Here is a 24,340-nt window from a genome sequence, read left to right on the forward strand (position 1 = left end):
ACCGGGAGGGAGGGCGAGGGCATGGGACGGCAGCAGAGCTCCGGTGCACGCACCGGCAGCGTCCTCCGGGCCCGCCTCGCCCTTCTCGCCCTGCTCTGCAGCGTTCTGGTGCCGCTAGTGGTGGCCGGACTGCGCAGTGTGCTGTGGGCCCTCCTCGGCATCGCCGGGGTGGCGCTCGCCGCCGTCGGGGTGTGGTGGACTCTGGCCCACACCGGTGCCCTGCGCGTCCTCGGGCTGGTGCTGTCGGTGACCGCTCCGCTCACCGTGCTCTCCCTGTACGGCGCGTCGGGCATGCTGGGCCCGGCATGTCTGTCCCTGGCCCTGTGGATGCTGGCCGTCGCCTCGGCCCGCACCGCCCTGGCCCCGCCGCGCACCCCGCTCCGGCCCGCGTCGGCGCCGCGCGCTCCCTGGGTCGTGATGAACCCGCGCTCCGGCGGCGGCAAGGTGGGACGCTTCGGCCTGGTGGACAAGGCCCGGGCGGCGGGCGCCCGCGTCGTGCTCCTCGACGGGCACCAGGACGTGGTGGACCTCGCCCGGCAGGCCGTGGCCGAGGGCGCCGACCTGCTGGCGGTGGCCGGCGGTGACGGCACCCAGGCCCTGGTGGCCGAGGTGGCGGCCCGGCACGACGTGCCCTTCGTCGTGATCCCCGCGGGGACCCGCAACCACTTCGCCCTCGACCTCGGCCTCGACCGCGAGGACCCGGCGGCGGCCCTCGAAGCCCTCACCGACGGCGTGGAACTCCACGTGGACCTCGGCTTCGCCGCGGACCGCGTGTTCGTCAACAACGCCTCCTTCGGGACGTACGCCTCCGTGGTCGCCGATCCCGCCTACCGCGACGCCAAACTGCACACGACCCTGCGGACCCTTCCCGGCCTGCTCACCGGAGCGGACGCGCCGGACCTGCGGATGCGGGCCGGTCCCACGCATGTCGCCGGGCTCCAGGCGCTGCTCGTCAGCAACAACCCCTATCTGCGGGCGGTCGATTCGGCCCGTCCCGGGCGCCGGGAACGGCTCGACTCGGGGCTGCTCGGGGTGCTGGGCGTGCGCGTGGCGAACACCTCCCAGGCGGCCCGGCTGGTGCGCGGCGCGCGCTCCGGGTCCGTCATGCGGCTGCGGGCCGACGAGGTCGTCGTGGACGCGGACACCGCCGACATCGCGGTCGGCATCGACGGAGAACACGTCGTGCTGCCGACCCCCGTGGTGTGCCGCACCGCGCCGGGCGCCCTGCGGGTCCGGGTGCCACGCCGTCGCCCCGGCAGACCGGTGACCGCGGCACCGGCCGACTGGCCCCGCGTGGCTCGGCTGGCACGCGGCGGACGCAGTGCCGCGGCGGCCGAGCGGGGGGCTCCTCACGAGCGGGATGCCTGAGGGCCCGACGCGACGGTGACGTCGGCCGGGCGGGGTGCATGCGGCTCACCGAAAGCCGGATGTGGTGAGGTGCACGCACTCCACCGACAGCGTGTGCTGCACGCGGCTGTAGGTGGAAGCACGCGGCTCTCCGACCGGGGGTACACGGGCTCTCCGGCCGGGAACGAAGCATTCCCGGCCGGAGAGACGGGGTGGCCGCGGACCCGTGTGCGACGGGCCGCTGCCGGACTACGTCACGCGGTCCGCGCGGTCAGGCGCCCGGAGGCCTGTTGCGCGGCCGTCAGGTCGTCGACGGTCTGCGTCGTCGCCAGCAGCTCCGCCGCGACCGGCGCCAGGGCCCGCGGTGTCAGGAAGCCTTCCGCGACCGGCAGACCACCGGCCTTCCGGATGGCCTCCCGCAGCGGCTTGGCCCACAGGTGCTCCAGCAGCACGAAGGCCGCCGCCGTGCCCGGCAGGAGTTCCTCCGCCAGCGCCCGGAGATCGTTCGGGGTGAACCCGAAGGCCTTGGTGCCGGGACCGTACTCCGGCGCGCCGCCGGTCGCGTCCGGGATGCGCGGGGTCAGACCGAGCAGGGCCTCGACGGTCTCACCCATGCCCTCCGACTCGTAGTTGAGACCGATGGTGTCGCCGTCGATCTCCTTCTGCAGGAACAGCACGTCAAGGACCCGGATCTGCCCCTTGCTCTCGAGCACGCCCAGTTCCTCGAGGACACGCCCTTCGAACGCCGCGTCAGGACCGAACTCGATGGTGAGCAGTTGCACCGGTCCGAGAGTCGACATGGTCTCTCCCCTTTCTCCGCCCCGGTTCATCCCATACGGCCGCGCGCGTCCCGCGCCTCACCCGTGGAAGGTGAGTCTCCTGGACGGCCGTGCGTCCGGCCGTACCAGTCGTGCACGACCGAGCTGCCCGTCACCACGTCCTGGAGCGACGCCCCGCGCCGGCTGAACGGGATCCACAACAGCCCCCAGGGCAGGGCGACACAGAGCAGGGCCCGCAGCAGGGCGATGCCCGCGGTGAGGCGCTGCCCCGAACGGTCCGTCACCCGCAGCCCCATCAACTGGTTGCCGGCGGTGCGCCCGCCGAAGAACCATCCGCAGGCGAGGTAGCCGACGAGGGTCGCGGAGCCCAGGGCCGCGGTGACGCCGGGCCCGGGATCGGGGAACGCGAACGGCGGACCCGCCAACAGCCGGTGTGCGGCCGCGTACCCGGCCTCGACGGTGAGCAGGATCCCCAGCGCGACGAGTACGTCCGCGGCGGCCGCCACCGTCCGCGACACCAGCCCCGCCGGACGGCCCTGGACCTCCTGCGGGCGACGGGTGCGGGCCGGGGCCGTCACGGCGTCTCCACCGGTGCGGTCGGCCCGAGCCCGCCCGCCCCGGAAGGACCCGCCCGGTGCAGCAGCCGGTCCGTGAGCCGCTGCACCAGCCGGTCGGCACGGGCGTTCTGGTCACGGAACGCGTCCAGGGTCTCCGCGGTGATGCTCCCGCCGGTGTCCCGGACCACCCGGCCCAAGTCGAGTTCGTCGAGCACCGACTCGGCGTACGCCACGAGGTCGACGCGCGCGAGGACGGTGTCCGGGTCGACGCGGGCGAGCAGGGCGTCGAGGTCCACCCGGTCGAGTACGGCGTCGAGGTCGACGCGGGCCAGCACCGAGTCCAGGTCGACGCGGGCCACCACGCCGTCCAGGTCGACGCGGGCGAGGACCGTGTCCAGGTCGATCCGGGCCAGTACGGCGTCCAGGTCCAGGCGGGCGGCGACGCGGTCGACGTCGAGGCGGTCGGCCACGGCGTCGACGTCGATCTCGTCCAGGACGGCGGTGGCCAGCGCACGCACCAGCGCCCGGGCGCGCGCTTCCGCCTCGGCGCGGGCCCGCAGCCGCTCCGCCGCGCCGAGGGCACTCCAGCGCGCCACCCGCCGGCCCACGGCGTCGGCCGCGAAGGACGGCACGACAGCCCGTACCGCGGCCCGGGTGCAGGGCACGGCCACGGCACCGACCCCCGCCACGACCCACCGCGACCGGCGCCGGAGCTCCGAGGCGAGACCGAAGGCCGCGTCCGGTACGACCGGGGAGCCCAGGTGCCGTACCTGTGCCGCGCCCTCCGCGGTGCTCGCGACGGCCCGCACGGCGAGATCGACCAGTCCCACGGCCAGCCTCGTCGCCCCGGCGGCCGTTCCTCTGTCGGTGACGCTCATCCGGCTCACCTCTCGTCGAGGAGCCGGGTGACGGGCCCGACGGCCCACTCGGCTCCGGTGCTGCGGCTGAAGGCGGTGACGGCGGCCTCCACCGTGGGGAAGAACCGGTCCGGATCGATGGTGCGGGTGAGGCCGTAGCGCTCGATCTTCCGCCGCACCGGGTCCTTGAGTTCGGCGAAGACCAGACGGACGTGCCGGGCGCTGAGCGCCGTGTCGAGTTCGTGCAGGACGTCCGCCGCGGTGGTGTCCACGTCGGTCATGGGCTCGGCGGCGACGACGACCCAGCGCGGCCGGGGATCGGCCCCGGCCAGCCGCCGCACCTCGTCCCGGAAACTCTTGGCGTTGGCGAAGAACAGCGGCGCGTCGAACCGGTAGATGACCAGTCCCGGCAGCCTGTCCGCGCCCGGATAGGAGCGGATGTCGTGGTACCCCTCCAGGCCCGGCACCCGCCCGAGCACGGTGTCGTACGGCCACCACGCCCGCCGGAAGACGTTGAGGACGGAGAGACCCACCGCGATGGCGATGCCGGGCAGCACACCGAGCAGGGCGACCCCGACGAACGCCGCGACGCACAGCAGGAATTCGGTCCGGCGCTGCCGCCACAGCCGTACGGCGCCCGGGATGTCGGCCAGCGACAGCGACGCGGCGATGACCACGGCGGCCAGCGCGGGCTGCGGCAGGTTGCGGAACAGACCGGGCATGAGCACCAGCATCAGCACGATCAGGGCGGCCCCGACCACGCCGGTGAGCTGGCTCCTGGCGCCCGCGCGCTCGGCGACCGCGGTACGCGAGCCGCTCGCGCTGACGGGGAAGCCCTGGAACAGCCCCGCCGCCAGGTTCGCCGCCCCCACCCCCGCCATCTCCCGGTTGCCCTGGACCTCCTGGCCGGTGCGGGCCGCGAACGCCGACGAGTTGGAGATGGTGTCCGCCAGCGACACCACCGCGATCCCCAGCGCACCGGCGAACAGCGGGCCCAGATCGTCGGCCCGCACGTCGGGAAGCGTGAACGGCGGGAAGCCCTCCGGCAGCGGCCCGACCAGACCGACGCCGTGCTCGTCCAGGTCGAGGAGCGAGGCCGCCAGGATCGCGAGGGCGACCATCACGAGCACGGCGGGCACCTTGGGCAGCAGCCGTTCCAGGAACAGGATCAGCACCAGCCCCGAGACACCGACGGCGGCCGCCGCCGGTACCGTCGCCCCCTCGGCCAGCTTCCGCACCAGTCCGGCGCACTCCCCGACCAGGTTGTCGGCGTCGACCTTGAACCCGAGCAGCTTCGGCAGCTGGCCGACGAGGATGGTCAGGGCCAGGCCGTTCATGTAACCGATCATCGTCGGCTTGGAGATCAGGTCCGCGATGAAACCGAGTCGCGCCACGGAGGCGAGGATCATGATGCCCGCCACCATGAGCGCGAGCATCGACGCCAGTGCGACCGCCCGCTCCGGGTCCCCGTCCGACGCGACGAGGGGGAGCACCGTGGCGGCGATCATCGGGCCCAGCGAGGAGTCGGGTCCCAGCACCAGGATCCTGGACGGGCCGCACACCGCGTAACCGAGCAGGCACAGGATCGTCGTGTACAGGCCGGTGATCGGGGGCAGGCCCGCGAGTTCGGCGTACGCCATGCCCTGCGGTACGAGCAGGGTGGTGAGGGCGATCCCGGCCACCACGTCCTTGGTCAGCCACTCGCGCCGGTAGCCCGAGAGCGCCTGCACCCCCGGCACCGCCCGCAGCCGGCCCAGGGCCCCCGGCGCGCCGCGCCCGGTGGTCGTGGACCGTCCCTGCGCCTGATGGCCGTCCATCCGCCCTTCCCGACCTCGTCAGGGCCCGACCGGTCCTCGGGCCCGGAACGCCGTGTCCTGGAAGGATGCGACGCTCCCGCCCGCACGGCTTCACCCCGCGCGGGTGACCGAGCGGGCCGGGAAGGACGCTTCCCTCCGCGGCCCGCTCCACAGGTCGCCGCTGCCCACCTCGCCACCGGTGGGCAGCCCGCGCCGGTCAGGCGTCCTTGCGCACCAACCCCTCGTACGCGGCGGTGAGCCTGCTCGCGAGCTGGTCCACGCCGAGGGTGTCGAGGCCGCGCTGCCCGTCCACGGCCGCCCTGGCCGCCGAGCGGGTGGCGCTGAAGACGGCCCAGGAGTCCGCCGTCCAGTCCGTCCGGTCCGGGGATCCCACCGCGTCCAGAGCGGCGCGCAGCGTGGTGGTGTCGACCCGGCCGTCCACGTCGCCCGAGAGCGCGGTGAACGCGTCGAGGACGAGCTTCCCGGACTTCAGGGTGAACGTCACCGTGTGCCGGCCCTCCCGCAGGCCGCGGAGCGAGTAGGTGGCCTGGCGCTTGTCCGTGGCGACCGTCCTGACGTCCCGCGCGATCGGCCGTCCGTCCACGGCGACGTCGAGGACGGCACTGCCGTCGTTGCCGCCGATGACGTCGACGCCCGTGCCGGAGAACGGGACGGTGACCGTCGCACCGGAGGTGGAACCGGTCGACGTCGTCCGGTACCAGTTCATCGCGTCCCCGAGGGAGGCGTTCCGGCTCCACGTGCCGCCGTAGACCACCGAGCCGTCCATGTTGTCGGTGAGCGTGCCGGCGTACGGCGTGTATCCGGCGACCTTCTCCACCTTCAGGTTGTCGAACGCGACCTTGTGGAAGTCGGTGCCCAGCTTGACGCGGCCCTCGCTCGCCGGCGTCGGGTCCTGGTAGTCGGCGACGGCCTGTCCGTCGACGGAGACGGTGACGTGGGCTCCCTTGGCCTCGACGGCGAGGCGGTAGCCGTCGGAGGCGGGGACCGTCCCGGTGCGGATCACCGTGCCGTAGCGGGAGAAGGTCCAGTTCCCGGACGGCCCGATCCCGATGCTGTACGCGGCGTCGGTCGCCGCCATGCCCTTCTGCTGGCGCACGCCCAGGGTCGCGAGACCGCCCTGCGGGTCCGGGAAGGACACGTCGACCGAGGCCCGGTAGTTCTCCCAACGGAAGTCGCCGACCGTGGTGTTGGGGGTGTTCCGGTTCCAGGCGCCGGTGTCCTTCATGGACTGGTCCAGGTACTGGTAGAGGACGTTGTCGCCGCCCGCGTCCTTGCCGACCTCCCACGCGCCCGTCTGGTCGACCAGGTAACGGGGCTGGTTGCCACGGGAGTCGAGGTACGACCGGGACACCGTGCGCGCCCCGTTGTCGGTGCCGACCCGGACCCGGCCTTCCTCCCGGTACCCGAAGTCGTCGGCGTACAGGACGGAGTCGCGGGTGTCGTGCCGCTTGCCGCTCGCGTCGGTGTCCAGGACCGTGCGGGCCGCGGACCCGGGCAGGCGCTGCTTCGTCGCCTTGTCGTGGCTGCGGTCGAGCGTGGTGAACGTGACGATCGAGCGCGGCTTGACCTGGTAGGTGTAGTAGCCGTCGCCGTCGGGGCGGAGTTCGGCCGCGAGGTGCTTGAAGTTCGCGTCGAAGTCCTGGCCGGGGTCGGCGGCGCGGGACTCCCAGACCTCCAGGGTGGCGTCGTCGCCCAGGTCCATGTTCTCGGCCTTGATGCGATAACTCTTCGTCCGGTCGCTGTCGTTGACGGCGATCGTCGAGAAGTCCCTCTTCTTGGGGTCGGCGAGCGTCATGTAACTGGGCGCGCCGTTCGAGCCGTCGACGTTCTCGGTGCCGCTCACCCCGCTGTAGCTCGCCTCGGGCACGGTGCGCCAGATGCCGGCCGTGTTGGTGTCGTTCTCCCAGCCGGTCCTCGCGAACTGGGTGAAGTGCTGCATCACATACAGCGCCGCGTCGTAGTGGATGTTCCCCGACCACGGGTCGCGGGCGCTGACCAGCTCCTTGTGGCTGTACTGGGCGCCCTCGTAGAAGGCCCCGATCGCCGGCTGGAAGATGTAGTGCGTCCGCTTGGAGTTGGCGTAGCTCTTCACGGAGCGGTTGGCGAGGTCCAGCGCGCTCTGCACGCCTCCGATGCCGGTGCTCGCTCCGTTCGGGCCCTCGGTGTTGTTGACCCGGTAGTCCGTCCAGCCGAAGGAGCCGACGCCCTCGCTGTACCAGACCTCCTTGTCCTGGCCGTGGGCGTTGTCACCGGTCGCCAGCTTCGTGTACGGCCGGTAGGTGGCGCTGTCGGGGGTGCCGTCGAGCCGGTCGTCGGTGGTGTAGTGGTAGCCCACCGCGTCGACCATGCCGAAGAGTTCGGTGTCCGTGAGCATCGCCGGACCGATGTTCTTCGTGGTGTTCTCGTCCGAGGCGACGATCTTGATGCCGTGGTAGGCCTTCTCGGCCGCCGCCTGCTGACGAGGCGTCAGTCCGTAGCGCGCGTCGGCGAATTCGGTGTCGTTCGTCAGCGCGTTCTTGTACCACTTGACGAAGGAGAGGTCCGGCTTCGTGGTCTCGTTGGTGTCCGGGTTGACGTAGTCGACCATGTACCCGTACTTCTCGTACGCGTCGAGGATCGTCTCCTTGTACCACTTGTACATCTCGTCGGTGCCGGTGCCCTTGTTCCACTCGGTCTGGACCCACTGGGGCATGACCCAGCGCAGGATCGAGACCTTCAGCCCCGGGTTCACCGTCTTGGCGTCGGCGGCCAGCTGGAAGCCGGGGGAGCGGGACGCGTCGGCGAGCTCGTCCGCCGTGCGCATGGTCGCCGGGTCGGAACCGGTCGACGTGTTGGTGTCCGAACCCATCTCGATCTTCACGTGGTTGATCAGCGGGTTCCGCCCGCCGAACAGCACCCTGATCAGCTGCCAGTAGCGCTCCGGGTGCTCCGCCTTGTAGTCCATCAGCAGATTGCTCGTGCTGTTGCAGCTGAGCAGGCCGAGGCCCTTGTAGGTGAGGCCGTTCACGTTGTCGGCGCGTACGTCGTGCCCGTCGACCACGATCTGCACGGGATCGTCCGCGGAGTGGGCGGCGGGGGCCGCGGTCACCCCTGCCGCCAGTGCCATGGTGGTCGCCGCGGCCAGTGACGCCCAGCCGAATCTTCGCTGCATACCCATTCGGGGGACCGTAGGTGGCAAGCGCTTTCTGGGTCAATCCCCTTGCGTCACTTGGGAATTGAGGCGCCCCCTCGGGCTCACCCGCCGTAAAACGCGTGGACCGCGGGGCGGCCGTCACGGGACACTGCCGAACTCGGACCGCTACTCCCCATACACACAGGGTTAGGATGCAGACGCCTGAGTCAGAGAAAGTCACACCGCGCAAGGGCGCGGTGCTCCTCGCACTTCGTTACTACGGACGGGAGTTGGGCCGACTCCGCCGGCTGACGGCTCCCGCCATGCTGCTGTTCGCGCTGGGCGGCATCGGCCTCAACTACGTAGCCCCCCTGGTCGTCGCGAAGCTCGCCGGTGACATCGCCGACGGCGGCGAGCTCACCGTCGGGTCGGCACTGCCGTACATCCTGGGTTTCGCCGGTGTCCTGCTCCTCGCGGAGGCACTGTGGCGGGTCGCCCTGCACTGCATGAACCGCCTCGACGCCCTCGGAATCGAGCACCTCTACGTCATCGGCATGGACGAACTGTTCGCCAAGGACGCCACGTTCTTCCACGACAACTTCGCCGGGTCGCTCACCAAGCGCGTCCTGAGCTTCGCCACCCGTTTCGAGCCGTTCGTCGACACCCTGTGCTTCCAGGTCGTCGGCAACGTCGTACCGCTGCTGTTCGGCTCGGTGGTGCTCTGGCGGTACGAACCGCTGCTCGTCGTGGGGCTGTTGACGATGATCGCGGTGACGGCCCTCTGCGCGGCCCCCCTCATCCGGCACCGCCAGCGGCTGGTCGCCGAGCGCGAGGCGGCGGTCGCCCGGGTGTCCGGGCATGTCGCCGACAGCCTGATGAACATGGACACCGTCCGGGCGTTCGGCGCCGAGGCGCGCGAGGCCGCCGAGCACCGCAGCCGAGTCGCGACCTCACGCCGGCTCATGCTCAGGTCGTGGGACTACGGCAACCTGCGCATCGACACCTTCGTCGCGCCGATGTCCGTGCTGACCAACGCGCTGGGCCTGCTGCTCGCGGTGACCCTGGGCGGCGGCGAGCACGGCGTGGAGGCGGTGGTGGTCGCCTTCACCTACTACTCCAACGCGACCCGGATCATGTTCGAGTTCAACCAGATCTACCGCAGGCTGGAGAGCTCGATGACGGAGGCCGCGCAGTTCACCGAACTGCTGCTGAGCCCGCCGACCGTGCTCGACCCGCCGTCGCCCGAGCCGCTGGTGCCCGGGGCCGCCGACGTGCGCTTCGAAGGGGTGAACTTCAGCCACGCGGGAGCGGAGCGGCTCTTCGAGGGGCTCGACCTCGTCGTGCCCGCCGGGACCAAGGTCGGCCTGGTCGGACGCTCCGGCGGCGGCAAGACCACGCTCACCCGGCTGCTGCTGCGGATGCAGGACATCCAGGGCGGCCGGATCCTGGTCGGCGGCCAGGACATCAGCCGGCTGCGCCAGCGGGACCTGCGCGGCCTGATGGCGTACGTGCCCCAGGACCCGGCGATGTTCCACCGCACCCTGCGCGACAACATCGCCTTCGCCCGGCCGGACGCCACCGAGGCGGAGATCCGCCGCGCGGCCGAGGCGGCCCACGTCACGGAGTTCGTCGACGCGCTGCCGGACGGCTTCGACACGCTGGTGGGGGAGCGGGGCGTGAAGCTGTCCGGCGGCCAGCGCCAGCGCGTCGCCCTCGCCCGGGCGATCCTGCGGGACGCGCCGATCCTGCTGCTCGACGAGGCGACCAGTGCCCTGGACTCGGAGAGCGAGATCCTGGTGCAGGAGGCGCTGTGGCGGCTCATGGAGGGGCGGACGGCGCTGGTGGTGGCGCACCGGCTGAGCACGGTCGCGGGCATGGACCAACTCGTCGTCCTCGACCGCGGGCGGATCGTGGAGCAGGGCAGCCACCAGGAGCTGCTCGCGCTGGACGGGCCGTACGCGAAGCTGTGGCACCACCAGTCGGGGGGTTTCCTCGAAGACGACCCCGTCGAGGCCGAGTTGCGCTGAAGGGGGCGAGCGGGGGCACGGAGGAACCGGACCGGCGGTAGCGGCGGCCGTCGGTGCCCGGTCCGGCCTTCGGCTGCCGGCGGGTGGCCTCCACGAGGCCCCCAGCCGGGGCGAGTTGGGACAGTCCGTCCGGCCAAGCGGTCCCGCCGGGCCTGCGGAATCCGGCCGTCTTGATCGGCCGAGCCGCCCGGCGGTCACCCCCGCGGGACACCATCTCTGCAAACGAAACTCCCGTCGCCGCAGGTCACGGGGCCCGCTTTCGTGGCCGAAACACTCGCTGAAGTGATGGCTCCACTGCCCCATCTCCAAATCGTAAGCACATATTCCACACATCCCCCCTTGCAGAAGGGTCTCGATGGTCTAGATTGACCTTGCTGCCCATGGTGGGACACGGGGCGACAAATAGTGATCTATGGGTCCAGCGCTGCGGATACTGAGCAGAAACGTCTCGGCGCCAGGCTCGGGGGTGAGGGGTTCTCGGAGCCCGATGGGGGCTTCGGGTGCAGGGGGCATCCGAGGTTTCCGCAGGTTCCTGCCCGACGCGAGAGCTGACGGAACTAGCAAGTCTGCTGCTGCCAAGGGGTGTTCTTTACGCAACCTTGACGTAGGCATGCCATGCGTGTGTGGGGGGCGGTGCCTCCCTCGGGAGGAACAGTGCGGCGCAGGGCGGGGGGTCCTGCGAGGAACGGTGCGGGAGGCGGGGGCCTCCCGGGGGGAGGAACGATGTCTGGCAACCACGTCGTACCACAGGGGACCGGGGGGGTGCTGTGCGGGAGGGGGGAATAGTCCGGCCCCTTCCGTCGGCGCACGAGCGTCTGACGGGTGGGGCGGCAGGCCAGTCGGCGAACGCCTGGGAGCAGCGGTACCGCCGTACCGTGATCACCAGCGACACCCTGACCACCGCCATCGTGGTGGCGGGGATCGGCGAGTTCTTCGGGGCCCGGGACGCGGCCAACTGGCATGAGAAATGGGGCATTCTCGCGTTCGGCACCGAACTGCTGGTGCTGGCGGCGCTCGCGGTGGGCCGGGCGTGGGCACCGGCCGTGCTCGGCCAGGGTGCCGAGGAGTTCCGCAGGCTCGGACGGTCCCTGTTCGCGGCGACCGTCGTGCTCGCGCTCGGCGGGATCGCCCTCACCTCACGCAACATCAAGCTCTGGATCTTCGTCGCGATCCCCACCATCGCGCTGGTCACCATGACCGCGCGCTATGTGCTCCGCCTCGGGCTGCACAAGCAGCGCAAGGAAGGGCAGTGCCTGAGACCGGTGCTCGCCGCCGGGAGCCCGGCCACCGTGAGCGACCTGATCAGCCGCACCCGCAAGTTCCCCCACCTCGGATGGCGGGTGGACGGGGTGTGCACGACGGACGGCCGCGGGTTCGACGCTGACGAACTGGACGGCGTGCCGGTCATCGGCCAGCTCACGGACGTCGCCAAGTACGTGGAGAACGACGGCTACCGGGTCGTCGCGATCACACCGGACCCGTACTGGACACCGGAGCGGTTGCAGCGGCTGGCCTGGAACCTCGAGGGCAGCGAGGCCGAGATGGTCGTGGCCCCGGTGCTGATGGAGGTGGCCGGCCCGCGACTGCACGTCGACGGCGTGCTCGGGATCCCGCTGCTGCGGGTCAGCATGCCGACGTTCACCGGAGGCCGCCGGGCCATCAAGGCGGTCGCCGACCGGCTGGGCTCGGCGATCCTGCTGATCCTGTTCGCGCCGCTGATGATCCTCGTCGGACTGCTCGTGGTGGCGGACAGCCGGGGCGGGGCGTTCTACAGCCAGCGCCGAGTCGGCAAGGACGGCCGCGAGTTCACCATCCTCAAGTTCCGCACCATGGTCGTCGGGGCCGACCTGGCACGCGCCGAACTGGCCGACCGCAACGAGGGCGCGGGGCTGCTGTTCAAGATGCGCCGGGACCCGCGGGTGACCCGGGTCGGCACCGTGCTGCGCCGGTACTCGCTCGACGAACTCCCGCAGCTCTTCAACGTACTCACCGGATCGATGTCGCTCGTCGGTCCGCGCCCTCCGCTGCCAGAGGAGTCCGCCGCGTACGGCCCGGACATCCGGCGGCGACTGCTGGTCAAGCCCGGCCTCACCGGCCTGTGGCAGATCAGCGGACGCAGCGACCTGCCGTGGGAGGAGGCCGTCCGCCTCGACCTGCGGTACGTAGAGGACTGGTCGCTCGCCCTGGACGCGGTGATCTTGTGGAAGACGCTGCGCGCGGTGCTCTACGGCCAGGGGGCCTACTGATGTGCGGGGGGCGTCGCCCGGACGGCGGGCAGTCGGCAGGCCACAAGGGCCTGGCCGGGGGGAGGAGCGGGTCATGAAGATCAGCGTGTTCGGGCTCGGCTACGTGGGCTGCGTGTCGGCCGCGTGCCTGGCCGGCATGGGGCACGAGGTCATCGGCGTGGACGTCAACCAGGTGAAGGTCGACCTGGTCAACGACGGCAAGGCCCCGGTGGTCGAGGAGCGGATCGGCGAACTCACCGCCGACGTCGTGCGGACCGGAGCACTCCGTGCCACCACCGACGTCCGTGAGGCGATCATGGGCAGCGAGGTGTCGCTGATCTGCGTGGGCACCCCGTCGGAGCCCAACGGCAGCCTGTGCACCACCTACTTGGAGCGGGTCACCGAGGAGATCGGCGCCGCGCTGGCGGAGCGGGGCGGGCGGCACACCGTGGTGTTCCGCAGCACCATGCTCCCGGGCACGTGCCTGAACCTCCTGGTACCGATCCTGGAGAAGAACATCGGCGGCACCGCCGGGGTGGACGTCGGGGTCGCGGTCAACCCGGAGTTCCTGCGCGAGGGCACCAGCGTGCGGGACTTCTTCGACCCGCCCAAGACGGTCATCGGCGAACTCGACCAGGCCAGCGGCGACGTGGTGGCCGCGCTCTACGAGAGCCTGCCCGGCGAGGTGTTCCGGGTGCCGGTCCCGACGGCCGAGGCGATCAAGTACGCGGACAACGCGTTCCACGGCCTCAAGATCGGCTTCGCGAACGAACTCGGCGCCGTGTGCCAGGCGTTGGGCGTGGACTCGCACCAGGTGATGGACGTCTTCCTGGCCGACCGCAAGCTGAACATCAGCCCCGCCTACCTGCGCCCCGGCTTCGCCTTCGGCGGCTCCTGCCTGCCCAAGGACCTGCGCAGCCTGGTCCACGCGGCGCAGCGGGCCGACGTCTCGGTGCCCATCCTCTCCCACGTGCTCGCCTCCAACGCCGACCACCTCCAGCGCGCGGTGGACCTGGTGGAGCGCACCGGCAAGCGGAAGGTGGGCCTGTTCGGGCTGTCCTTCAAGCCCGGCACCGACGACCTCCGCGAGAGCCCGCTCGTCGAACTGGCGGAACGGCTCCACGGCAAGGGGTACGACCTGCGGATCCACGACGCCAACGTGAGCCTCTCCCGGCTGATGGGCGCCAACCGCGAGTACATCGAGACCCGGCTGCCGCACCTGGCGCAGCTGCTCGCGGACTCCGTCGAGGAGGTGCTCGACCATGCCGAGGTGTGCCTGGTCGGGACCAAAGACCCGGCCGTCCTCGCGGCCCTGCCTCATGGCGGCGGCCCGGTGATAGTCGACCTCATCCGCCTTCCCGACGCCGAGACGCGCCGGACCGAACCGGGATACATGGGCCTTGCTTGGTAACGAAGTCAGCGGCGACGGCAACGGCCGGCGCGCGCTGATCCTGGTGGAGAACCTGTCGGTGCCGTTCGACCGACGGGTGTGGCAGGAGTGCACGACCCTGCGCGACGCGGGCTGGGAGGTCCACGTCATCTGCCCGCAGGGCGAGAAGCGGGACACGGAGCCGGAGGCGGTGATCGACGGGGTGCGGATCCACCGCTACCCGCTGCGCGCCGCCACCGGAGGCCCGTCCGGCTACCTCAAGGAGTACGGCTCCGCGCTCTGGCACACGGCCCGGCTGGCCCGCAAGGTCGGCCCGGTCCACGTGGTGCACGCCTGCAACCCGCCCGACCTGCTGTTCCTGTCGGCCCGCTGGCTGCGGCGGCGCGGCGCGCGGTTCGTCTTCGACCAGCACGACCTGGTGCCCGAGCTGTACCTCTCCCGCTTCGACCGCGGCAAGGACCTGCTCTACCGCGCCGTGTGCGCCGTGGAACGGCGGACCTACCGGGCCGCGGACATCGTCCTCGCCACGAACGAGAGCTACAAGGACGTCGCCGTCAGCCGCGGCGGCAAGCGGCCCGAGGACGTCTACGTGGTGCGCAGCGCGCCCCAGATCGAGCGGTTCCAACCGGTGCCGCCCGAGCCGGAGTTGAAGCGCGGCAAGCCCCATCTGCTCTGCTACCTGGGCGTGATGGGCCCGCAGGACGGCGTCGACTACGCCCTGCGCGCCCTCGCGAAGCTGCGCGACGAGTTCGGGCGGACCGACTGGCACGCGGTGTTCGTCGGCTCCGGCGACGCCCACGACGCGATGGTGGAGCTGTCCCGGGAGCTCGGACTCACCGACCAGGTGCAGTTCACCGGGCGCATTCCCGACGCCGACCTGGTGCGCTACCTGTCCACCGCGGACGTGTGCCTGTCTCCCGACCCGCGCAATCCGCTCAACGACGTGTCGACCATGAACAAGGTCCTGGAGTACATGGCGATGGGCCGGCCGATCGTCTCCTTCGACCTGAAGGAGGCGCGCGTCTCCGCCGGTGACGCCGCCGTCTACGCGCCGGCCAACGACGAGACCCGGTTCGCCGAGCTCATCACGGAGTTGCTGGACGATCCGGACCAGCGGGCCCGGATGGGCAAGATCGGCCAGGAGCGGATCGGCGGGCCGCTTTCCTGGAGCAATTCCCAGGCGTCACTGCTCGCCGCCTATACCGCCGCCTGCCGGAACCGCGACGCGGTGCCGGCGAGCGGTCCGGTGCGCACAAGGAAGAAGAGGCAGCGCAGTTGAACGAAGACACCATCCGCCTCGTCACGATCGGGCGGATACTCCGGCGGCGGTGGCGGCTCCTGGCCGTCCTCGCCGTGGTGGGCGCACTGTTCGGATACGGCACCTCGGTGCTGGTGTTCCCGCCGCGGTACACCGCGTCGGCACCGGTACTGCTGCCAGGGGTGTGGGAGGAACGGGAGCTGCTCACCCAGGTCGACATCGCCACCAGTCTGACCGTGGTCGACCGTGCGGCCGACGCCCTGCACTGGTCCGACGTCAGCCGCTCCGAGCTGCAGGACGACGTGAGCGCCTCGGCCGCCGACGGCAACATCATCACGATCTCGGGCACGGCCGACACCCCGGAGCGCGCGCAGCGGCTCGCCGACGGGGTGGCCCAGCAGTTCGTGCAGTTCGCCGCGCAGGTCGCGGGCAGCGGCGCCGACGCCTCGGTGGCCGCGCAGACCGAGGCGCTGCGCAAGCAGGTGACGGAGACGAACCGGCGCATCTCCGAGCTGGCCGACGCGGCCGATCCGGGACAGACCGTGGAGAGCGTGCAGTCCCGCACGGCGCTCGAGAACCTGCGCACCTCGCTGGAGGCGGCCATGAAGAAGCTGGAAGAGGCCGACCCGTCGACCGACAAGTCAGGCATGGTCGTCATGGGGGAGGCCCCCCGGCCCACCGGCGAGGCGCCGCCGACCAGGATTCAGCTCACCGTCGGTGGGGCGCTGGTGTTCTTCCTGCTCGCGGTCCTCGGTCATCTCGTCGCCGCACGGATGAACCGCCGACTGCGCACCGAACCCGAGATCGCCGCGGCACTCGGCTCGACGCCGCTCGGCGCCGTGGACGTGCCCGGTGAATGGCCCGCGCACGCGTCGCGGGGCGGGGGCCGGACGGCCCGGATCCGCCGGCTCGTCGGTGCCGACACCCGGTGGGACGTACCGCCCCTCCAGAAGTCCGGTGACGAGGCCGGCCGACGGCTCCGTTACCGGCGGGTGTGCGCCCGCCTCCGGGAGCAGCTGCCGGCTCCCCGGCGGCTGCTGGTCGTCGTACCGGACGGCGACGAGATCGCCCGCCGGGCGGCGGGGCAGCTCCTCGCCGAGGCCAAGAACGATCCACTGCTGCGGGTGGTGGAGGTGTCGGTGGACCGGCCGATCGTGCCGGACCGGGAGACGGAGAACGGTGCCGTGGTGGTCCTCAGTGCGAACAGCCGGACCGCGGAGGAACTCGCCGGCATCGCCGAGGCGTGCGCGGACGGCCGGCACGACATCGTCGGCGTCGTCGTCGCGGGCCCGGTCCAGGCCGGCGGCCCCGCGCGTGCCGCCGCCGACCTGCCGGACGACGCCACGCTGACGTTCGCGGTTCCCCGCGCGACGGGAGGTCGGGCGTGACCACGAACACGACTTCAACGGAGTCGGCCGCCACCCCGCTCCTGGACGTGCAGGCACTGGTGGTGGCGGTGCGCAGGCGCCGCCGCCTGTGGTGCGCCATGGCGGCCCTGGGCTTCCTGGCCGGCCTGGCGGTGGCGGTTCTGCTGCCGCCACCGCCGAGCGCGATGACCAAGGTGCTGGTCGCCCACGCGGAGGACCAGCCCAACGACACCGGCACGCTGATCCGCACCGACGTCGCGCTGCTGCAGACCACGCGCATCGCCGACGCGGCCCTGAAGTCCCTGAAGTCCCCGGAGAAGCCCGAGGACTTCATGAAGGACTACCGGGGCACCGGCCTCACCAACAACCTGCTCCAGATCGATGTGACCGGCGACGACGACGCACAGGCGGTGGCCCGGGCCAAGGCACTGGCCGACGCGTTCGTCGCGGACCACGTGCAGCGGATGAAGGCCACCGCGCAGGCCGAGTCCAAGGCCCTGCTCGACCAGCGTGACCGCACCCGCCGCGAGCTGGCCACGGTCAACAAGGAGATCAACGAACGAGCCACGACCGGCGAGGTGACGGGCGCGGCGACCATCGAGTCGCTCTACGCCCGCCGGGCCGAACTCAACTCGCGGATCGCCGACTTCGACCAGCGCGCCGCCGACGCCCGCACCGGCACGCCCGCGGTCATCGCCGGCACGCAGATCGTGGACGCCCCGAGCGCGGTACGGCACTCCCTGCCCAAGGCCGCCGCCACCGACGCCGGGATCGGGCTCGTCCTCGGGCTCTTCCTCGGGCTCGCGCTGGCCGCGGTCGGCGTGGTGGTCGCGGACCGCCCCGTACTGCGCCGGGACATCGCGGCGAACCTGGGGGCCTCGGTCATCTCGGAGCTGCCCCGCCGCTCTGGCAGGCCGTGGCAGCGCCGACGGACCCGGCTGGCCCGGGAACGGCTCACCGCGTCCCTGGCCCGCACCGCGCGCGGCTCCGCGGAACCGCTGTCGCTGCTGGAACTGGGCTGCGCGCGCAGCACCAGCGCGATCGCCCTGAACGTCGCCAGGGCACTGGCGGCCGACGGGCCCGTGGTCGTCGTCGACGGCCTGCCGGGCTCGGAGCTCTCCCGCCGCCGCCCGAAGCCCGGGGACCCCACCGTGGTCAGCGGCGCACAGGCCACGAGCGTGCCGGACCACGGGCGCCTGCTCGGCGTCGGTTCGGTGGCACCCGGCACCGCGTGGACCGACCTCCAGTACCTCGGTACCCAGACCGTGCTCGTGGTGCGCGCCGGGCACGGCAGCGCCGCCTGGCTGCACACCGTGGCGCGGCAACTCGCGGACCAGCGCATCGCGGTGGTCGGTGTGGTGCTGATCGACCCCGATCCACGGGACCGGACCGACGGCACGCTCTGGGACGGGCTGCACGTCGCGCTGCGGGGACACAGCGAGCGGACGGCCCGGCAGAACGGGAACGGCCAGGTGAAGACGGAACGACAGCCGATGTGGGCCGCACGGATCCCGGACAGCGACCAGGAGGTGCGGTAGCACATGTGTGGCATCGCAGGGACGTACCGATGGCCGGACGGCAAGATCGTGACCGACCGGCTCACCGACACCCTCGCCCACCGCGGCCCGGACGGGTCGGGCCGCTACGGGCACCCCGTCGGTGACGGCGAGGTGCAGCTCGGGCACCGCCGGCTGTCCATCATCGACCTGTCCGAGACCGGCGCCCAGCCGATGGCCAAGGACAGCCTCGTCCTGACGTACAACGGCGAGCTGTACAACGCGCCCGAACTGCGGGCCGAGTTGGAGGCCGCCGGGGTGCGCTTCCGCGGCACCTCCGACACCGAGGTACTCCTCGAGGCCTGGCGGCGCTGGGGCACGGACTGCCTGCCCCGGCTGCGCGGCATGTTCGCGTTCGGCGTCTTCGACGAGCGCACCGGCGAACTGGTGCTGGTCCGCGACCAGTTGGGCATCAAGCCGCTGTTCCTGATCCGGCGCGACGGGGGCCTGGCGTTCGCCTCCGAACTCAAGGCGCTCGCCGCCGCCACCGGCGGCAAGCTGGAGGTGGACCACGCGGCACTGGTGGCCTCGCTCCTCTACTACTGGGTGCCGGACTCCCGGTGCGCCTTCCGCGAGGCGGAGAAGCTGCCGCCGGGGAGCTGGCTGCGGATCCGGCCCGACGGCCAGGTGCAGCGCGGCCGGTTCTGGAACCTGAAGGACGTCGCGGCAGAGGGCCAGGCACGGGCCCGGGCCGGTGAACAGCCGGACCTGGCCACCGTCGTCGAGGAGTCGACCCGGCGCCACCTGCTCTCCGACGTCCCCGTGGCGACCTTCCTGTCCGGCGGCCTCGACTCGAGCTGGCTGACCGCCCTCGCGGCCCGCCACCAGCCGGGGATCTCCGCCTACACGATCGGGTTCCGCGCCGAGGACGCCCGGTTCGAGGCCATGCCCGACGACCTGCGCTACGCCCGGCAGGTGGCCCAGCAGTTCGGCGTCGACCTCCACGAGATCGAGATCGCCCCGAACGTGCTCGACCTGCTGCCGCAGATGACGTACTCCCTGGACGAGCCGATCGGCGACCCCGCCGCGATCAACACCTTCCTGATCTGCCAGGCGGCCCGGGAGGCCGGGGTCAAGGTGATGCTCTCCGGGATGGGCGCCGACGAGCTGTTCGCCGGCTACCGCAAGCACCTGGCCAACCTCCTCGCCCTGCGCTACCAGCGCGTCCCGCGACCCCTGCGGCGCGGGGCGTCCGCGGTCGTGGACCGGCTGCCGGTCGCCACGTCCCGCCGGGGACTGCGCTCGGTGCGCTTCGCGAAGCGGTTCCTGTCCTTCGCCGACCTGCCGGAGGAGACCGCGTTCCGGCGCAGCTACACCATGTACGACCAGGACGAGCTGCTCGCCCTGGTCGACCCGGACCTGGCCGGCACGGTCGACGACGTCCTGACCGAGCACGCGGACATCTACCAGGACAACGAGCTCGACGACTTCGTCAACCGCATGTGCCTGGGCGACGCCCGGATGTTCCTGCCGGGCCTGAACCTCACCTACACGGACCGCTCCAGCATGGCCGCCTCGACCGAGGTACGGGTGCCGTACGTGGACGTCGAGGTGGTCAAGGCGGCGTTCGCGGTGCCCGGCAACCGCAAGATCGTCAAACGGCAGGGCAAGGCGGTCCTCAAGGAGGCGGCCACCTCGATCCTGCCCCGGGAGATCGTCTACCGGCCCAAGGGCCTGTTCAGCGCCCCGCTGCGGGCCTGGATGAGCCGGGACCTGGCACCGCTGGTGCGCGAGGTGGTCAACGACGGCGAGCTCGTGCGTTCCGGGTTCCTGCGCCGTGACGCGCTGAACCGGATGGTCGCCGAGGACGCCGCCGGACAGCAGGACTTCTCCAAGCATCTGTGGCATGTGCTGACCCTCGAGTACTGGTACCGCGGCGCGACCTCCGGGTCCGGCCAGAGCACTCGGCAAACGGCTTAGGAATCAGGGGACTTCGGTGAAACAGGTCGTACAGAACTACAAGAGCGGCGAGCTGGCGGTGCTCGACGTGCCGGTGCCGGGGTGCAAGCCGGGCGGTGTGCTGGTCCGCACCGCCTACTCGCTGATCTCCACCGGCACCGAGCTGATGAAGGTGTCCGAGGCCGGCATGTCGATGCTGGGCAAGGCCCGCTCCCGCCCCGACCAGGTGGCCAAGGTCATGCAGAGCGTGGCCACCAACGGGGTGCCCGCCACGTACCGCAAGGTGATGGGCAAGCTGGACTCCTACACGCCGCTCGGCTACTCGCTGTGCGGAGTGGTCGAGCAGGTCGGCGCCGGCGTCGACGACGTGAAGGTCGGCGACCTGGTGGCCTGCGCCGGCAACGAGCACGCGCTGCACGCCGAGCTCAACTGGGTGCCGAAGAACCTCTACGTCCCGGTGCCGGACGGTCTCGCACCGCAGCACGCGGCCTTCGGCACCGTCGGGTCCATCGCCCTGCAGGGCGTCCGCCAGGGCGAGCCGCAGCTCGGCGAGGTGGCCCTGGTCATCGGCCTCGGGCTGATCGGCCAGCTGGTGGTGCAGCTCCTGGCCGCCGCGGGCGTCCGCGTCGTCGGCGCCGACCCCGACCCGGCGCGCTGCGAGCTCGCCGAGCGCCTGGGCGCCGCGGCCTGTGGTGACCCCGGCTCCACCGCTGTGGAGAACGCCGTCGCCGAACTCACCGACGGACACGGCGTGGACCAGGTGTACCTGGCCGCCGGCGGCGGCAGCAACCAGCCCGTCGAGCTGGCCGCCAAGCTGGCCCGGGACCGCGGCCGGGTCGTCGACATCGGCAAGTGCCGCCTCGACCTGCCGTGGAACGCGTACTACGAGAAGGAACTCGACGTCCGCTTCTCCCGCAGCTACGGCCCCGGGCGCTACGACCCGTCGTACGAGCTGGAGGGACGCGACTACCCGATCGGCTACGTCCGCTGGACCGAGCGCCGCAACCTGGCCTGCTTCCTCGACCTCGCCGCCCGCGGCAAGGTCGACGTGGAGCCCCTGATCTCCCACGTCGCCGACTTCGACGACGCCGTCGAGACCTACCGGCGCCTGAAGGACGGCGAGCTGAAGGCCGTCACCGCGCTGTTCCGGTACCCCGGACAGGACGCCCAGGAGGCCGAGGCCCCGTCGGTGGCGGTGCCCGCCGTGACCGTGAAGCCGAGTCCCGCCCCGGCCGCCAGGACTCCGGTGCGTCTGGCGTTCGTCGGCGCCGGGAACTACGCGACGTCGATGCTGCTGCCGCACCTGGCCCAGCGCGAGGGCGTCGAGCTGTCGACCGTCGTCACCACGACGGCGCTGTCCGGAGCCAACGCGCAGCGCAAGTTCGGCTTCAAGGACGCGACCACCGACCTCGACGCCGTCCTCGGCGACAAGTCCATCGACGCGGTGTTCGTCGTCACCCGGCACAGCTCGCACGCCGAACTGACCCGGCAGGCCCTCCTGGCCGGCAAGACGGTGTTCGTGGAGAAGCCCCTCGCCCTCACCGAAAACGAACTGGCCGGCGTGCTCGCGGCGGTGGAGGAGTCCGGCAACGACCGGCTCCAGGTGGGCTTCAACCGCCGGTTCGCCCCGCTGCTCCACGAGGCCAGGAAGCAGTTCGGCCCCCGGACCGGCCCGGCGCACCTGCGCTACCTGGTCAACGCGGGCCGCCTCACGCACGGCAGCTGGTACCTCCAGCAGGGCACCGAGGGCTCCCGGTTCGCCGGCGAGGGCGGCCACTTCATCGACACGGCGAGCTGGCTGCTCGACGCGGACCCGGTCTCGGTGTACGCGACCGCCACGTCCGACAACCAGGACCTCCAGGTCGTGCTGCGCTACCCGGACGGGTCCACCGCCACCATCAGCTACGTCACCACCGGCCCGTCCGGCTTCCCCAAGGAGACGCTGGACCTGGTCGCGGACGGCCGCGCGCTGCGCCTCGACGACTTCGTGCGGGCCTCGGTGTACGGCCGTAAGAAGTGGGTCAGTTCGCGGCTGCCCAAGGCCCGGGACAAGGGCCAGAACGCCGAACTGGCCGCGTTCGTCAAGGCGGTCCGCACCGGGGGACCGATGCCGGTGCCGCTGGAGTCGCTCGTCGCCACCACGGCGGCCACCCTCGCCGTGCAGACCGGCCTGGCCGGTGGCGTGCCGGTGACGTTGGCGAGGTCCAAGTGACCATGAGCGTGGGCTGGTACCTCCGGCGGCTGTCCCGGATGGGGCCGCAGGAGATCGCCGGCCGGGTCAGTGACACGGTGCGCAGACGGCGCTGGCGGTCGGCGCCGCCCGACTGCCCCAGCGTGACCGGCGCCCGGTTCACCGCCGTACTGCCCGCCGGGGCGCTCTCCGCCGTACCCGCCGACGCCGCGAAACGCCTCGTCGCCGAGGCGGACCGGCTGATGGACGGGCACGCCGAGTTCTTCGGCGTGGTCCGCGACGACATGGCCGACCCGGACTGGTGGCGCGACCCGAAGACCGGGCGCCGGGCCCCCGCGGGCTACGCCTTCGACGTGCCGTACCGCAGTGAGGACGCGGTCGGGGACATCAAGCAGATCTGGGAGCCGTCCCGGCACCACCACCTCACCCAGCTCGCGGCGGCCTACGCGCTCACCGGGAACGAGCGGTACGCCGAGCGCGTGGCCGAGCACCTGCGGTCGTGGTGGGAGGCCAACCCGCCGCTGCGCGGCGTCCACTGGATCAGCGGTATCGAGCTGGGCATCCGGCTGCTGTCCTGGGTGTGGGTCCGCCGGCTGCTCGACGGCTGGCCGGGCGCGGCCGAGCTGTTCGAGGGCAACCCGGTGGCGCGGAACCAGATCTGGCACCACCAGCGCTGGCTGGCCGCCTTCCCCAGCCGGGGCTCCTCGGCGAACAACCACGTCATCGCCGAGGACGCCGGTCAGTTCGCCGCGGCCTGCGCGTTCGACTGGTTCCCCGAGTCGGCGCGCTGGCGGGCCGCCGCGCTGCGCTCGCTGGACGGGCAGCTGCGCGCCAACACCTTCGGCTCCGGCCTCAACCGCGAGCTGGCCACCGAGTACCACGGACTGGTCCTGGAGCTCGGCCTGGCCGCCTTGGCCGAGGCCGACGCCGCGGGCGTGCCGGTCCCCGCGACGACCCGGCTGGTGCTGCTGCGCATGACCGACGCGCTCGCGGCCGTCGTGGACAACCGGCTCCGGCCGCCGCGACAGGGGGACGCGGACGACGGACACGGTCTGATCGTGGACGGCGCGGGCACCGACCGCTGGGCCTCCCTGCTGGCCACCGGGGACGCCGTGTTCGGCCGGCTCGACTGGTGGCCGGAGGTGACCGCCACCGATGTGCGCACCCCGCTGCTGGCCGCGCTCGCCAAGCCCGCCCGACTGTCCGTGACCCGGCCGGCGAGCCGACCGGCGCACTTCGCCGACGCGGGCATGACGATCCTGCGCGGCCCGGAGGAGATCTGGTGCCGCTGCGACGGCGGGCCGCACGGCTTCCTGTCCATCGCCGCGCACGCCCACGCGGACGCGCTGTCCGTGGAGGTCCGGCACGACGGGGTCGACGTGCTCGCCGACCCGGGGACGTACTGCTACCACGGGCAGCCCGAGTGGCGGCGGTACTTCCGCTCGACCCTCGGCCACAACACCCTGGAGCTGGACGGCGCCGACCAGTCCGTCTCCGGCGGACCGTTCCTGTGGACCAGGCATGCCCGGACCCGTGTCCTGACGGCGGACACATCCGGCGAGGTGGCCCGCTGGTCCGCCGAACACGACGGCTACCAGGGGTCCGTGCACCGCCGCCGGGTGGAACTGACCGCCGAGAGCCAGGAGTTGCGGCTGGTCGACGAGGTGAGCGGCCCGAACCGGGCGGTGCGGCTGGCGTTCCACCTCGGCCCCGCGATCACCGCCGACCTGGTCGGCAACCGGGCCCGGCTCACCTGGACCCGCGACGGCGAGGACCGCTCCGCCGTACTCGACCTGCCCGAGGGGCTGTCCTGGCAGGCGCACCGCGGCGAGAACGAACCGCCGCTGGGCTGGTACTCCGAAGGATTCGGGCGCAAGGAACCCGCCACCACCCTGATCGGCACCGGCACCACCGACGGCACGGAGGCTTTCACCACCGTGCTCGGGTTCCGCGGCTAG

General features: G+C 72.0%; 15 protein-coding genes. 10 read left to right on the forward strand and 5 right to left on the reverse strand.

The window, feature by feature from the left end; genetic code table 11:
• The first annotated feature begins 21 nt into the window (after positions 1-21).
• On the forward strand, positions 22-1,368 hold the full coding sequence (locus AC2XR2_RS38210) for a diacylglycerol/lipid kinase family protein (protein ID WP_491517588.1): 1,347 nt from the start codon (positions 22-24) through the stop codon (positions 1,366-1,368).
• 233 nt (positions 1,369-1,601) lie between these two features.
• Here the strand turns inward: AC2XR2_RS38210 and AC2XR2_RS38215 are convergent, their stop codons facing one another.
• The 5 genes from AC2XR2_RS38215 to AC2XR2_RS38235 form a co-directional block, all read right to left on the reverse strand.
• The gene (locus AC2XR2_RS38215; RefSeq protein WP_491517589.1) at positions 1,602-2,147 is read right to left on the reverse strand and encodes a DUF1269 domain-containing protein; all 546 of its coding nucleotides are present in this window, start codon (positions 2,145-2,147) and stop codon (positions 1,602-1,604) included.
• A 26-nt stretch (positions 2,148-2,173) separates the two neighbouring features.
• Complete coding sequence (locus AC2XR2_RS38220) at positions 2,174-2,704, reverse strand: RDD family protein (protein WP_491517590.1); 531 nt, start codon at positions 2,702-2,704, stop codon at positions 2,174-2,176.
• Positions 2,701-3,561, reverse strand: a complete 861-nt coding sequence (locus AC2XR2_RS38225) for a hypothetical protein (protein WP_491517591.1) — start codon at positions 3,559-3,561, stop codon at positions 2,701-2,703. Before AC2XR2_RS38225 ends, AC2XR2_RS38220 begins: the two co-directional genes overlap by 4 nt.
• Before the next feature lie 5 nt (positions 3,562-3,566).
• Complete coding sequence (locus tag AC2XR2_RS38230) at positions 3,567-5,357, reverse strand: SulP family inorganic anion transporter (protein WP_491517592.1); 1,791 nt, start codon at positions 5,355-5,357, stop codon at positions 3,567-3,569.
• Between the two features lie 196 nt (positions 5,358-5,553).
• On the reverse strand, positions 5,554-8,514 hold the full coding sequence (locus AC2XR2_RS38235; protein ID WP_491517593.1) for a 3-keto-alpha-glucoside-1,2-lyase-like domain-containing protein: 2,961 nt from the start codon (positions 8,512-8,514) through the stop codon (positions 5,554-5,556).
• Between the two features lie 167 nt (positions 8,515-8,681).
• Between AC2XR2_RS38235 and AC2XR2_RS38240 the strand changes: the two genes are divergently transcribed.
• The 9 genes from AC2XR2_RS38240 (at position 8,682) to AC2XR2_RS38280 (ending at position 24,340) form a co-directional block, all read left to right on the forward strand.
• Positions 8,682-10,496 (forward strand): ABC transporter ATP-binding protein, encoded by a 1,815-nt coding sequence (locus tag AC2XR2_RS38240; protein WP_381295864.1) that lies wholly within the window; start codon positions 8,682-8,684, stop codon positions 10,494-10,496.
• Positions 10,497-11,263: 767 nt separating this feature from the next.
• Positions 11,264-12,742, forward strand: coding sequence for a sugar transferase (locus AC2XR2_RS38245; protein WP_463309942.1), 1,479 nt, complete (start codon positions 11,264-11,266; stop codon positions 12,740-12,742).
• 73 nt (positions 12,743-12,815) lie between these two features.
• Positions 12,816-14,132, forward strand: a complete 1,317-nt coding sequence (locus tag AC2XR2_RS38250) for a nucleotide sugar dehydrogenase (protein ID WP_330263085.1) — start codon at positions 12,816-12,818, stop codon at positions 14,130-14,132.
• Positions 14,122-15,390, forward strand: a complete 1,269-nt coding sequence (locus tag AC2XR2_RS38255) for a glycosyltransferase family 4 protein (RefSeq protein ID WP_449350409.1) — start codon at positions 14,122-14,124, stop codon at positions 15,388-15,390. Before AC2XR2_RS38250 ends, AC2XR2_RS38255 begins: the two co-directional genes overlap by 11 nt.
• Positions 15,387-16,757, forward strand: a complete 1,371-nt coding sequence (locus tag AC2XR2_RS38260) for a Wzz/FepE/Etk N-terminal domain-containing protein (RefSeq protein ID WP_491517594.1) — start codon at positions 15,387-15,389, stop codon at positions 16,755-16,757. Before AC2XR2_RS38255 ends, AC2XR2_RS38260 begins: the two co-directional genes overlap by 4 nt.
• Positions 16,754-18,274 (forward strand): Wzz/FepE/Etk N-terminal domain-containing protein, encoded by a 1,521-nt coding sequence (locus AC2XR2_RS38265; protein WP_491517595.1) that lies wholly within the window; start codon positions 16,754-16,756, stop codon positions 18,272-18,274. The genes AC2XR2_RS38260 and AC2XR2_RS38265 overlap by 4 nt, the downstream gene beginning before the upstream one ends.
• 3 nt (positions 18,275-18,277) lie before the next feature.
• Complete coding sequence (gene asnB, locus AC2XR2_RS38270; protein WP_491517596.1) at positions 18,278-20,212, forward strand: asparagine synthase (glutamine-hydrolyzing); 1,935 nt, start codon at positions 18,278-18,280, stop codon at positions 20,210-20,212.
• A 16-nt stretch (positions 20,213-20,228) separates the two neighbouring features.
• Positions 20,229-22,403: a bi-domain-containing oxidoreductase gene (locus AC2XR2_RS38275; protein WP_491517597.1), complete on the forward strand. Its 2,175-nt coding sequence runs from the start codon at positions 20,229-20,231 to the stop codon at positions 22,401-22,403.
• Positions 22,400-24,340: a heparinase II/III family protein gene (locus tag AC2XR2_RS38280; protein WP_491517598.1), complete on the forward strand. Its 1,941-nt coding sequence runs from the start codon at positions 22,400-22,402 to the stop codon at positions 24,338-24,340. The genes AC2XR2_RS38275 and AC2XR2_RS38280 overlap by 4 nt, the downstream gene beginning before the upstream one ends.

Source organism: Streptomyces sp. LS-MS-L19 (assembly GCF_058382285.1).